Source organism: Streptomyces sp. NPDC059564 (genome assembly GCF_042735575.1).
Taxonomy (GTDB): Bacteria; Actinomycetota; Actinomycetes; order Streptomycetales; family Streptomycetaceae; genus Streptomyces.
On record NZ_JBHWBP010000229.1, the window covers coordinates 1 to 12,447 of the forward strand.

Below are 12,447 nucleotides of genomic sequence, written 5' to 3' on the forward strand. Positions count from 1 at the left end.
GGTGTAGGGGTGCTGCGGGTTCTCGTAGAGGGACTTCTTGTCCCCGATCTCGACGATCCGGCCGAGGTACATGACGGCGACCCGGTCGCTGACCCGTTTGACGACCGAGAGGTCGTGCGCGATGAACACGTAGGCCAGGCCCAGTTCGGTGCGCAGCCGTTCCATCAGGTTGACGATCTGCGCCTGGACGGAGACGTCGAGGGCCGAGACCGGTTCGTCCGCGACGACCAGCCGGGGGTTGGTGGCCAGCGAGCGGGCGATGCCGATGCGCTGCGCCTGGCCGCCGGAGAACTCGTGCGGGTAGCGGTCGATGTGCTCGGGGATCAGCCCGGTCAGCTCCATCAGGTCGGCGGCCCGGCGGCGGGCGTCCCCCGCGCTCCAGCCCTGGACCAGCAGCGGGTCGGAGATGATCCGGGCCACGGTCTGGCGGGGGTTGAGGGAGGAGTGCGGGTCCTGGAAGACCATCTGGATGTTCCTGCGCAGCGGTCGCAGTGCGCCCTGGGAGAGCCGGCTGATGTCCTTGCCCTCGAACTCCACGCTGCCGGAGGTGGGCTGCAGCAGCCGCACCAGCATCCGGCCGGTGGTGGACTTGCCGCAGCCCGACTCCCCCACCAGGCCGAGGGTCTGGCCCGCGGCCAGGTCGAAGGAGACCCCGTCGACGGCCCTGACGGGCGCGCCGCGGCGGCCGGTCAGCGAGCGTCTGCCGGGGAAGGTCATGGTCAGGTCCCGTACGGACAGCAGGGGCCGGGCGGTGGTGTCGGTGCCGGTCATCGGGCCGCCTCCTCGGGGCTGCGGACTCCCGCGAAGTGGCAGGCCACCGCGCGCCGCGGCCCGTCCCCGTACGGTACGAACGCCGGTCGCTCCCCGGTGCAGCGGTCGGCGGCGCGGACGCAGCGGGGGGCGAAGGCGCAGCCGGGGGCGGGGGCCAGCAGGGAGGGCGGGGAGCCGGGGATGGAGGGCAGGGGCACGTCGTCCGCGGTGTCGAGGCGGGGCAGGGAGTCGAGCAGGCCCCGGGTGTAGGGGTGGGCGGGCTCCGCGAACAGTTCGTCGGCGGGGGCCTGTTCGGCGGCGCGGCCGCCGTACATGACGAGCACCTCGTGGGCGACCCGGGCCACCACCCCCAGGTCGTGGGTGATCATCACGACGCCGAGGCCGCGCTCCTGCTGGAGGCGGGCGAGCAGCTCCAGGATCTGGGCCTGGACGGTGACGTCGAGGGCGGTGGTCGGCTCGTCGGCGATGAGCAGGTCGGGTTCGCAGGCCAGGGCCATGGCGATCATGGCGCGCTGGCGCATGCCGCCGGAGAACTGGTGCGGGTACTCGCCGGCCCGGCGGGCCGGTTCGGGGATGCCGACCTCGCCGAGCATGTCGACGGCCCGCTTGCGCGCGGCGGCCCGCCCGGCCTTGAAGTGCACCCGGAAGTGCTCGGCGATCTGCTCGCCGACGGTGTAGTAGGGGTGCAGGCTGGACAGCGGATCCTGGAAGATCATGGCCATCCTGCGGCCGCGCACCGTGGACAGCTCCTTCTCGGAGAGCCCGGTGAGTTCCCTTCCGGCGAGGGCGACGGATCCGGTGACCTCGGCGCCGGCCCGGTGCAGGCCCATGACGGCGAGGGAGGTGACGGACTTGCCGGAGCCGGATTCGCCGACGATGCCGAGGGTGCGTCCGGCCTCGACGGTGAAGCCGAGTGAGTCGACGGCGCGTACGGTGCCGCGCGGGGTGGTGAACGTGACGCGCAGATCGCGCACTTCGAGCAGGGGTGGTGCGGCGGCCATCAGTACCTCACCCTCGGGTCGACGACGGCGTACAGGAGGTCGACGGCGAGGTTCGCGACGACGATGAAGAAGGCGGCGAGCAGGGTGACCCCGAGGACGACGGGCTGGTCCGAGGCGACGAGGGCGCCGTAGAACAGCCTGCCGATGCCCGGGAGTCCGAAGATGGACTCGGTGATCACGGCTCCGGCGAGCAGCCCGCCGAGGTCCATGCCGAAGATGGTGAGGATCGGGGTCATCCCGGAGCGCAGCCCGTGCTTGACCACGACGGTGCGCTCGGGCATGCCCTTGGCGCGGGCGGTACGGATGTACGGCTCGGCCATCGCTTCGATCATCGAGCCGCGGCTCTGGCGGGCGTACATGGCGGCGTAGAGCAGGGCGAGCGCCGTCCAGGGGAGCAGCAGGTTCGAGGCCCAGCCGAGCGGGTCGTCGGTGAGGGCCTGGTAGGAGGGGTACGGCAGGAGCCCCGCGATGCGGATCACCCCGTAGATCAGCATGACGGAGGTGAAGTAGACCGGCAGGGACGCGGCGGCGACGGCGCCGACCATGAGGGCCTTGTCGGTGGCGGTGTCCTTGCGCAGGGCGGCGGTGACGCCGGCGCCGAGGCCGAGGACGAGCCAGAGGGCGGCGGCGCCGACGGCGAGGGAGGCGGAGACGGGCAGCCGGTCCATGAGGAGGTCCCAGACGGGCAGGGAGTTCTCGTACGAGTAGCCCAGGCAGGGGAAGTCGCACTGGACGGCGTACTGGCCGGTGCCGAGGGTGCGGCCGGTGAAGATGCCGGTGAGGAAGTCGAGGAACTGGCGCCAGACGGGCTGGTCGAGGCCCAGGTAGGCCCGTACGTCGGCGAGGCGTTCGGCGCTGCACGTCTTGCCGCAGGCCGCGGCGGCGGGGTCCGAGGGCAGGACGTAGAAGATGAGGAAGGTGACGGCGGCGATGGCCAGGAGGACCCCGGCCAGGGCGAGCAGCCGGCGGACGAGGTAGAGGATCACGTGCGGCCGCCCCTCGGGTCGAGGATGTCGCGCAGGGCGTCACCGAGGAGGGTGAAGGCGAGCACCGCGAGGAAGAGGAAGACGCTCGGGATGACGAAGTACATGGGGTCGGTCTCGTAGAAGGCCACGGACTCGGCGATCATCTGGCCCCACGAGGGGGTGGGCGGCCGGACGCCCACGCCGAGGTAGCTGAGGGCCGCCTCGGTGCTGATCATGCCGGGGATGAGGAGGGTCGTGTAGGCGATGACCGGGCCCGAGACGCCCGGGAGGATGTCGCGGGTGAGGATCCGCCAGGAGCTCGCGCCGCCGACGCGGGCGGCGTCGACGTACTCGCGGTGTTTGAGGGAGAGGGTCTGGCCGCGGACGACGCGGGCGACGCCCGGCCAGCCGAAGAGGCCGATGACGGCGGTCATCAGGACGATCCGGTTGACGTCCTTGGCCACCGACAGCATCGCGATCATGAAGATGAGGCTGGGGAAGGACATCGTCAGGTCCATCAGGCGGGACAGGACGGCGTCGGTGCGGCCGCCGAAGTAGCCGGCGGCGATCCCGGCGGCGGTGCCCGCCAGGACGACGATGGCGGTGGCGGCGAAGGCGATCAGGAGGGAGACCTGGGCGCCGTGGACGACGCGGGCGAACAGGTCGCGGCCGGTGACGGGTTCGACGCCGAGCCAGTGCTCGGGGCTGATCCCGCCGAGGGAGCCGAGGGGCTGCCCGCCGAGGTAGGGGTCGATGGCGGCCTTGTCGAACGCGTCCGGGGACCAGCCGCCGAGGGCGCCCAGCCAGGGGGCGGCCAGGGCCATCAGGACGAAGAGCAGGACGACGCCGAGGCTGACGCGGACGGCGGGGCGGCGGCGCAGTTCCCGCCGGGCGAGCTGCCAGGGGCTGCTGCCGGGCGCCACGCCCTTGGCCGGTGCGGCCGGGTCCGGGGCGGCGGGGCGGGCGGTGGCCGGTCCGGGGGCGCCGGGTCCGGTGCCGCCCGGTGCGGTGGTGGTCATGGTGTCGCTGGCCTCCGGATCCTCAGCCCTGGCTCTTCGAGGGGTCCTTGAGGCCGACCGTCGCGTAGTCGATCTCTCCGGTCCACGCGGGGTGGCCGAAGGCGCCCGCGATGTTGGGGCCGACGAGGAGCGGCTTGCGCTCCAGCAGGACCGGGATGGACGGGGCCTTCTTCATGAGCTCCGCGTCCAGGTCGATCCAGGCCTGGTTGGCCTGCTTCGCGTCGGCCATGTTGTTGATCTCGTCGATCCGCTTCATGGTCGCCTCGTCGCGGAACTGGCTGTAGTTGCCCTGGTTGCCCTTGTCCTTGATGGTGCGTCCGTCGAAGACGAAGGGCATCCAGGTGGAACCGGAGGGGTAGTCGGGGCACCAGCCGGTGAAGGTCATGTCGGGGGTGGTGGAGAGGTCGCCGATCACGTCGTAGTACGCGCCCGGGTCGACGGTGTCGATGACGACCTCGATGCCCGCGCGGGACAGGCCCTGCTGGAGGGCCTCGGCGACGCCCTTGTCGCCGGTGGAGACGGAGAGCGAGACCTTGAGCTTCTCCTTGCCGGCGGCCTTGAGGAGTTCCTTGGCCTTGGCCGGGTCGCCCGCCGGGGCGATCTTGAGCGTGTCCGCCTGCTTGCCGCCGGACAGGGCCGGGGGCAGGTAGGCGGTGGCGATCTCGTTGAGGGCCGGACCGCCGTTCGCGGTGATGACGGCCTCCTTGTCGACGGCGTACTGCACGGCCTCGCGGACCTTGGGGTCGTCGAAGGGGGCGCGGGAGTTGTTCAGGAACAGCATCTCGGTACAGCCCTTGGACTCCGCGATCAGGCGGGACTTGACGTCCGGCTTGGGCAGCACCTTGGGGGCGCTCTCGGGCCGCATGTCGGCGTACTGGACGGTGGAGGCGTCGGCGGCCTCCCCGGCGATGATGCGGTCGTCGATCTGGCCGCCCTTGAGGCCCATGACCACGACGAACTTGTCGGGGTAGGCCTTGCGCACGCTGTCGGTCTTCGCGTCCCAGTGCTCGTTGCGGACCAGGACGAGCTTCTTGTCGCGGTCGTAGGACTCGATCTTGTACGGGCCGGAGGAGAACGGACGGGAGTCGTACTGGGTGCCCTTCTCCTGGGACTGCGGGACGGGCGAGAAGGTGGGGAGCGTGGCGGTCGCGGAGAACTCGGCGACCGGGCGCTTCAGTTCGAAGACGATCGTGCGGTCGTCGGGGGTCTTGACGGAGTCGAGGTGCCGGCCCTGCAGGGGGCCCTTGTAGCCCTCGGTGCCCGCCAGGTACTGGGCGGCGTAGTCGGGGCCACCGGTGAGGTCGGGGGCGAAGGAGCGCTCGACGTTGTACTTGACGTCCTGGGCCTTGATGGGCGAGCCGTCCTCGTACTTCACGCCCTCCTTGAGGGTGAAGGTCCAGGTCTTGCCGCCGTTGGAGGGGGTGCCGAGGTCGGTGGCGAGGTCGGGGACCAGCTCGCTGCCGGCCTTGCCGGGCTCGGCCTTGAAGGTGACGAGCGTGCGGTAGAGCAGCCGGGTCCCGAAGTCCATCGTCGGCAGCACCCAGTTGCGGGCCGGGTCGAGGTGGGAGAAGTCCTGGTTGGACAGGACGGTGAGGGTGCCGCCCTTGACGGCGGTGCCGCCGAGGACCTTTCCGTCGTTCGCGGCGGCCGGGTTGGCCGCGGAGGGTCCGGCGTTCGAGCCCTTCTTGGGGTCGGAGCAGCCCGTGGCACCGAGTGCGAGAGCGGCCACCACGGCGGTGGCGAGGGCGAGTTGGGTGCGCTTGGTCATGGGTCACTCCAGTGAAGGGCCGCGCTTTAGGATGTGACCGGTAACATAGTAATGTGAAATTGTACTGACAAGGGGTTGGCGGCGCCGTTATCCAGCCGTGTCCAAATCCCGTACGTGAAAACGCAGTTGGGCGGCACCTGCCACACGGGCCGGTGCCGCCCAACGGGTCGGGGAAGCGGGAGGGTGGGGCTACAGGCCGGAGCCGAGGCCTCCCGGGGTGCGGCCGACCGGTTCGTCGCGGCCCTGGGCCCACAGGGAGCGGACGTGGCCGAGGTGGCGGTGCATGCAGGCCTCGGCGGCCTCGGAGTCTCCGGTGAGCATCACGTCGAGGAGTTCGATGTGCTCCTCGGCGGAGGAGACCAGCTTGCCGGCCTCGTCCAGGCCCGTCAGTCCGTAGAGGCGGGAGCGCTTGCGCAGGTCGCCGACGGTCTCGACCAGGCGGTCGTTGCCCGCGAGGGCGAGCAGGCTCAGGTGGAAGCGGCGGTCGGCCTCCAGGTAGCCGATGAGGTTGTGCTCGCGGGCGCTGGTGACGATCTCCTCGGCGATGGGGCGCAGGGCCTCCAGCTGCCCGGCCGTGGCGATCTTCGTGATCCGGCCGATGGTCGGGACCTCGATCATCGTGCGCAGTTCGGTGTACTGGTCGAGGTCGCGCTCGCTGACCTCGGTGATCCGGAACCCCTTGTTGCGGACCGGCTCGACCAGGCCCTCGCGGGCGAGGTCGAGCATGGCCTCGCGCACCGGCGTGGCGGAGACGCCGAGTTCGGAGGCGAGGCCGGGGGCCGAGTAGACGCTTCCGGGGCGCAGCTCGCCCGCGATGAGCGCTGCCCGCAGGGCGTGGCCGACCTGATCGCGGAGCCGTTCCTGGGCCTTGATGAGACTGTGCTGTTTCAGGTCACCCATTGCTTTTCCTCCGAGACCCCCGACACTGCCGACGAGCAGAGGAACAGCGTACAATGTCACGTTGCGCTGTTCGCCCCGGCGGCCCTGAACAGCGCGACCGCCACAGCGAGATCCTCCCAGGCCATGCCCACGCTCTTGAAGAGCTGTGGACAACTCGGCCGCCCTCCCCGCGGAATCCGGCCGGAGACCAGGTCGGCGAGCGTTCCGCTGATATGACCGGGACCGATGGCGCCCTCCGCCTCCGGGATCAGCAGGTCCCCCGCCTCGCGCAGCGCCGCCGCGCGCGACTCCACGTACACGGCCGCGCGTCGCACGAGGGCCGTGTCGGTCTCGCGGGCGTCCGGCTCGTGCGAGCCGACGGCGACGACCAGCGCCCCCGGGGCCACCAGCCGACCGTCGAAGAGGGGTTCGCGGGCCGTGGTGCAGCAGACGACCAGGTCCGCGCCGGCCACGTCCCCGGGGCTGCCGGTGCGTGCCGCCAGGCCCCGGGTACGGGCGTACGCGGCCAGCTCGCGCGCCCCCTCGGGGTTCCGGGCCACGATCACCGCCTCGGCCGGAGCCCGCTCCGCGAGCACCGCTTCGAGGTGGCCGTACGCCTGGGGCCCGGAGCCGAACAGCACCAGCCGCCCCGCCGGCCCGGCCGGGGCCAGGTACCGCAGGGCGAGCGCGGACACCGCCGGGGTGCGCAGGGCGGTCAGGGCCGCCCCGTCGAGGAGGGCCAGCGGGGTCAGGGTGGGGCCGTCGAGGAGCAGGTAGCTGCCGGTGATCCGGGGCAGCCCGCGAGCCGGGTTGCCCGGGGCGACCCCGGCGATCTTCGCCCCGGCGTACTCCCGCGACGCGGCGGGCATGAGGAGCAGTTCGCCGCCGGGTACGGGGAGGGCGACGCGCTGGGGGCAGCCCTCGGGGTCGAGCCCGGCGCGCAGCGCGTCGGCCAGGGCGTCGGCGGCCCGGGCGGGGGTGAGGAGCCCGGCCATCCGTTCGGGGCCGAACTGCGGGAGGGCGGGGGCGGGCGGGCCGGCCGCCGGGAGGGCCGTCACAGGAGGAACCCCACGCCCAGGGCGTCGTGCGGGTCGACGGTGAAGGTGTGCTCGCCGGTGCGGTAGGCGGTGCCGGTGACCTCGGTGACCGCGCCCTCCAGGATCCGTCCGGTGAACACCGTGCCCGCCACCGACTCGTGCAGCAGGTCCTCCCCGGTCCCGAGGCGTCCGTCCTGCGCCAGCAGGGCGAGCCGGGCGGAGGTGCCGGAGCCGCAGGGGCTGCGGTCGGTCTGCCCGTCGGCGAAGACGGTGACGTTGCGCTGGTGGGGCCCGAAGGGGGTGTCGGCCAGCTCCTCGTACAGGACGACCCCGTACACCCCGGACAGCAGCGGCCCGTCCGGGTGCCAGGTCGCGGGGTGGGTGGCCAGCGCGGCCCGGATCTCCTGCCCGGCCCGCACCAGCGCGGGCAGCGCGGCGCGGGAGACGTCGAGGCCGAGGTCCCGGGCGGCGACGGAGGCGTAACAGGCCCCGGCGTGGGCGATGTCCACCTCCGCGAGACCGAGGGTGGTGGCCACCGGGACCTTGCGGGCGGCCACCCGGGCCGGGACGTTGCGGAAGGTGACCCCCGTGGTGCGGCCCGCGTCGCGGTGGACGGTGGCGGTGACCCGGCCCGACGGGACGTCGATCCGCACCTGGACGTCCCCGTCGTCCGGCGCCGGGACGCGGCCCGTGTCCACCGCCCAGACGCCGAGCGCCATCGTGCCGTGGCCGCAGGCGGTGGAGTAGCCGTCCTTGTGCCAGAACAGCACCCCGAAGTGGGCCCCGTCGTCGTCCGGCGGGACCACGAACCCCCCGTACATCCCGGCGTGCCCGCGCGGCTCCTGCACGAGCAGGCGCCGTACGTCGTCCAGCGCGCCCCGCCTCGGCGCGGTCCCCGAGCCCCCGGGGCCGATGGCGGTGGCGCAGCGCTCGGCGACGGTGTCCCCGGGCGCCGACGGGAGTCCGGGCGCGGCCGCGCCGGTGAGGTCGACGATCCGGAAGGGCTCCCCCGCCGTGTGGTAGTCGGTGGTGCGGACGCCGATCACAGCAGGAACCCTCCGGGGAAGGGGTCGGTCGGGTCGAGGAAGTACTGGGCGGTGCCGGTGATCCAGGCCCGGCCGGTGACGGTGGGGATGACGGCGGGGAGGCCGCCGACCGTGGTCTCGGCGGTGAGGCGGCCGGTGAACTCGGTGCCGATGAAGGACTCGTTGACGAAGTCGGCGCCGATCTCCAGCAGGCCGCGGGCGTGCAGCTGGGCCATGCGCGCGCTGGTTCCCGTACCGCAGGGCGAGCGGTCGAACCAGCCGGGGTGGATGGCCATCGCGTGCCGGGAGCGGCGGGCGTCGGAGCCGGGGGCGGCGAGGTAGACGTGCTTGACCCCGGCGATGGAGGGGTTCTCGGGGTGGACGGGCCGGTCCCCGGAGCCGTTGATCGCGTCCATGATCGCGAGCCCGGCGGTGATCAGCTCGTCCTTGCGGGCGCGGTCGAAGGGGAGCCCGAGGGCGTCCAGTTCGACGAAGGCGTAGAAGTTTCCGCCGTAGGCGAGGTCGTAGGTGACCGTGCCGAAGCCGGGGACCTCGGCCTTCAGGTCGAGGCCGACGCTGAAGGAGGGGACGTTGGTGAGGGTGACGGCGGTGGCCGCGCCGTCCTCGACCCGTACGTCCACGCTGACCAGCCCCGCCGGGGTGTCGAGCCGGACCGTGGTGACCGGCTCGGTCACCGGGACCATGCCGGTCTCCACCAGGACGGTGGCCACCCCGATCGTCCCGTGCCCGCACATGGGCAGCAGGCCCGACACCTCGATGTAGAGGACTCCGAAGTCGGCGTCGGGCCGGGTGGGCGGCTGGAGGATGGCGCCGCTCATGGCCGCGTGGCCGCGGGGCTCGTACATGAGCAGGGTGCGGACGTGGTCCGTGTGCTCCATGAAGTGGAGCCGTTTCTCGGCCATGGTGGCGCCGGGGATCACCCCCACTCCCCCGGTGATCACCCGGGTCGGCATGCCCTCGGTGTGCGAGTCCACCGCGTGGTAGACGTGGCGCGTGCGCATGGGTCCCTCTCCCTGGGGGCTGGGCCTGCCCGGGCGGGCGGGCCGGGGCGGTGGCTAGTTGAGGCCTTCGGCGAGGGCCTTCTCGGTGGCGGCGCGCACCGCGGCCTCGATCTCGCCCGTGAGCGGGAAGCGGGGCGGGCGGGTGGCGCCGCCGGGGCGGCCGGCCAGGTCCATGGAGAGCTTGATGGCCTGGACGAACTCGGTCTTGGAGTCCCAGCGCAGCAGGGAGTGCAGGGACTTGTACAGCGGCAGGGCGGTGGCGACCTCGCCCGCGACGGCGGCCCGGTAGAGGGTGGCGCAGGACCGCGGCAGGGCGTTGGGGTAGCCGGCGATCCAGCCGACCGCGCCCGCGAGGGCCAGTTCGAGCAGGACGTCGTCGGCGCCGATGAGCAGGTCGAGGCCCGGCGCGAGCTCGGCGATCTCGTAGGCGCGGCGGACGTCCCCGCTGAACTCCTTGACGGCGACGATGCTGCCGTCGGCGTGCAGCCGGGCGAGCAGCTGCGGGGTCAGGTCCACCTTGGTGTCGATGGGGTTGTTGTACGCGACCACGGGCAGCCCGGCGCCGGCGACGTCGGCGTAGTGGGCGCGGACGGTCGCCTCGTCGGCGCGGAAGGCGTTGGGGGGCAGGAGCAGGACCGAGCCGGCGCCCGCCTCGGCGGCCTGTTCGGCCCAGCGGCGGGCCTCGGCGCTGCCGTACGCGGCGACGCCGGGCATGACGCGGGCGCCGTCCCCGGCGGCCTCGACGGCGGTGCGGACGACGCGGGCGCGCTCCTCGTCGGTGAGGGTCTGGTACTCGCCGAGGGAGCCGTTGGGGACCACGCCGTCGCAGCCCTCGGCGATCAGCCAGGCCACGTGTTCGGCGTAGGCGTCGTAGTCGACGCTGAGGTCCTCCCGCAGCGGCAGCGCGGTGGCGACCATGATGCCGTGCCAGGGGCGGGTGCGGGCGTCGGGGCGGGGCGCGGGGGTGGGCGCGTGGTTCATGAGCAGACTCCCTAGTGTGGTGTGTGACATTTTACTGGTGGGTGTGAGGTGGACACAAGGGCCCGGAGGGACCGGATCAGCGGGCGGTCGGGGGAAGTTCGGCGTTCGGGTCCGCCTGCGGCCGGTCGGGCAGTTCCGCGAGGTGGCGCAGCGGGACCGGGCAGGACAGCGGGCGCCGGTCGGGCGCGGGCTCTTCGCCGGCCAGGGCGGCGACGGCCGGGCCGCACATCCGGCCCTGGCACCAGCCCATCCCGGCCCGGGTGAGCAGCTTGACCGTACGGGCGTCCCGCGCGCCGAGTTCGCCGACGGCCTCGCGGACCCGGCCCGCCGGGACCTCCTCGCAGCGGCACACGACGGCCTCGTCAGGCAGCCAGCCCGTCCACCCCGCGCCGGGGCGGTGGGCGGCGGCCATCGCCCCCGCGAAGGCGCGCAGCCGGGCGCGGCTCCGGGCAAGTGACGGCGGGGCGGGCAGGGCGGCGATGGCGTGGGCCGCTTGGGCGTGAGCCGCGATGGCGTGGGCCGCGATCTCCCCCTCGGTCAGGGCCAGCTGGGCGCCGCCGATGCCGCCGGTCTCGCCCGCGGACCAGATCCCGGGTACGGAGGTGCGCTGCGCCGCGTCCAGTTCCAGGGCGACCGTGCCGTCCGGGGCGCGCAGGGTGGCGCAGCCGAGGCCGGTCGCCAGTTCCAGCTGGGGCACGAGCCCGTGGCCCACGGCGACGGCGTCACAGGGGATCCGGCGGGCGGTGCCGGGCAGCGGGCGCCAGTCCCGGTCGAGGCGGGCGACGGTGACGGCCTCCACCCGGCCCCGCCCGTGCGCCTGCGTCACGGCGTGCCGGGTCAGGAGCCGGATGCCGTGGCGCAGCAACGCGCTCCCGTACACGGCGCCTTCGGCGAGTTTCGCCGGGTTGCGCAGCAGGGCGGGGACCTGGGGGGCGTACGCGGTGTACGAGGCGGCCTCGACGACGGCGGGGACGGTGGCTCCGGCGGCGGCGAGGGAGCCGGCCACCGCGAGCAGCAGCGGTCCGCTCCCGGCCACGACGACGCGGCGGCCGGGCAGGACGAGCCCGCCCTTGAGCATGGCCTGCGCCCCGCCGGCGCCGATCACGCCGGGCAGGGTCCAGCCGGGGAAGGGAAGTTGGCGCTCGTAGGCGCCGGTGGCGAGGAGGACGGCCCGGGCGGTGACGGTCGCCGCGGTCTCCTCGGGGCCGGCTACGGCGTGCAGGGTCCAGCCGCTGTCGCCGTCTTCGCCGCCGCCGGCCGGGACCACCGTCCACACGTGGTGGAAGGGGAGGTAGCGGATCCGGCCCGCCGACACGTGGGCGCGGAGGGCGGCTTCGCGGGTGGCGAAGGCCTGCCAGTCGTGGTGCAGGGCCTGGGGGCGGGTCGCGCCGAGGCCGGGTGCGGGGTGGCGGTAGAACTGGCCGCCGGGGCGCTCCCCCGCGTCGAGGAGGGTGACGCGGAGGCCCAGCCGGGCGGCGGTGACGGCGGCGGCGAGGCCGGCGGGGCCGGCGCCCACGACCGCGAGGTCGGTGGGGTCCGCCGGGGCGTGGCCGGCCGGGTCAGACGGCGAGGTCGGCATGGCCGGTGCCCTCCTGGGTGGTGACGGCGTCTCCGGGGCGGGCCGGGACCAGGCACGCGCGTTGGTTCGGGCGGCCGTTGACGGTGACGAGGCAGTCGTAGCAGGCGCCGATCCCGCAGAACGCCCCTCGGGGGGCGCCGCCTTCGCGGGTGGTGCGCCAGGCGAGGATCCCGGCGGCCCACAGGACGGCCGCGATGCTCTGGCCCTCCTGGGCGGGGAGTTCGCGGCCGTCGAAGGCGACCGGGAACGTGGCCGTCGGGGTGCCGCCGACCAGCTCGCGGGGGCTGCGCATCGGGGGTGCTCCTCGGGGGGTCTTCGCCGCCTTGGGCGGGCGGGGTCGTGGGCGTTGCCCCTGCGGGGGCTGGGGGTGGGGTCGGGGGGTCGCGGCCTTCCCGGCGGG

General features: G+C 73.7%; 12 protein-coding genes. All 12 read right to left on the bottom strand.

Annotated features, from left to right (window positions below; all coding sequences use genetic code 11):
• Nucleotides 1–771: ABC transporter ATP-binding protein (locus tag ACFV0Q_RS28955; protein ID WP_385009310.1), on the bottom strand; the 771-nt coding region annotated here is incomplete at its 3' end.
• A complete protein-coding gene (locus ACFV0Q_RS28960) occupies nucleotides 768–1,772 on the bottom strand; it encodes an ABC transporter ATP-binding protein (protein WP_385009311.1) in 1,005 nt (334 codons plus the stop codon). The genes ACFV0Q_RS28960 and ACFV0Q_RS28955, both read right to left, overlap by 4 nt.
• The gene (locus ACFV0Q_RS28965) at nucleotides 1,772–2,758 is read right to left on the bottom strand and encodes an ABC transporter permease (protein ID WP_385009312.1); all 987 of its coding nucleotides are present in this window, start codon (nucleotides 2,756–2,758) and stop codon (nucleotides 1,772–1,774) included. The genes ACFV0Q_RS28960 and ACFV0Q_RS28965 overlap by 1 nt, the downstream gene beginning before the upstream one ends.
• Nucleotides 2,755–3,756: an ABC transporter permease gene (locus ACFV0Q_RS28970; RefSeq protein ID WP_385009313.1), complete on the bottom strand. Its 1,002-nt coding sequence runs from the start codon at nucleotides 3,754–3,756 to the stop codon at nucleotides 2,755–2,757. Before ACFV0Q_RS28970 ends, ACFV0Q_RS28965 begins: the two co-directional genes overlap by 4 nt.
• 22 nt (nucleotides 3,757–3,778) lie before the next feature.
• Nucleotides 3,779–5,524, bottom strand: a complete 1,746-nt coding sequence (locus tag ACFV0Q_RS28975) for an ABC transporter substrate-binding protein (RefSeq protein ID WP_385009314.1) — start codon at nucleotides 5,522–5,524, stop codon at nucleotides 3,779–3,781.
• A 189-nt stretch (nucleotides 5,525–5,713) separates the two neighbouring features.
• Entirely contained in the window at nucleotides 5,714–6,424 is a 711-nt protein-coding gene (locus ACFV0Q_RS28980; protein WP_385009315.1) for a GntR family transcriptional regulator, read from the bottom strand.
• Between the two features lie 56 nt (nucleotides 6,425–6,480).
• The gene (locus tag ACFV0Q_RS28985) at nucleotides 6,481–7,398 is read right to left on the bottom strand and encodes an ornithine cyclodeaminase family protein (RefSeq protein WP_385009321.1); all 918 of its coding nucleotides are present in this window, start codon (nucleotides 7,396–7,398) and stop codon (nucleotides 6,481–6,483) included.
• Nucleotides 7,399–7,457: 59 nt separating this feature from the next.
• The gene (locus ACFV0Q_RS28990) at nucleotides 7,458–8,486 is read right to left on the bottom strand and encodes a proline racemase family protein (protein ID WP_385009316.1); all 1,029 of its coding nucleotides are present in this window, start codon (nucleotides 8,484–8,486) and stop codon (nucleotides 7,458–7,460) included.
• The gene (locus tag ACFV0Q_RS28995; RefSeq protein WP_385009317.1) at nucleotides 8,483–9,487 is read right to left on the bottom strand and encodes a proline racemase family protein; all 1,005 of its coding nucleotides are present in this window, start codon (nucleotides 9,485–9,487) and stop codon (nucleotides 8,483–8,485) included. Before ACFV0Q_RS28995 ends, ACFV0Q_RS28990 begins: the two co-directional genes overlap by 4 nt.
• Nucleotides 9,488–9,541: 54 nt before the next feature.
• A complete protein-coding gene (locus ACFV0Q_RS29000; protein WP_385009318.1) occupies nucleotides 9,542–10,468 on the bottom strand; it encodes a dihydrodipicolinate synthase family protein in 927 nt (308 codons plus the stop codon).
• Between the two features lie 76 nt (nucleotides 10,469–10,544).
• Nucleotides 10,545–12,047: an NAD(P)/FAD-dependent oxidoreductase gene (locus ACFV0Q_RS29005; RefSeq protein WP_385009319.1), complete on the bottom strand. Its 1,503-nt coding sequence runs from the start codon at nucleotides 12,045–12,047 to the stop codon at nucleotides 10,545–10,547.
• Nucleotides 12,028–12,339 (bottom strand): (2Fe-2S)-binding protein, encoded by a 312-nt coding sequence (locus ACFV0Q_RS29010; RefSeq protein WP_385009320.1) that lies wholly within the window; start codon nucleotides 12,337–12,339, stop codon nucleotides 12,028–12,030. The genes ACFV0Q_RS29005 and ACFV0Q_RS29010 overlap by 20 nt, the downstream gene beginning before the upstream one ends.
• Between the last annotated feature and the right edge of the window lie 108 nt (nucleotides 12,340–12,447).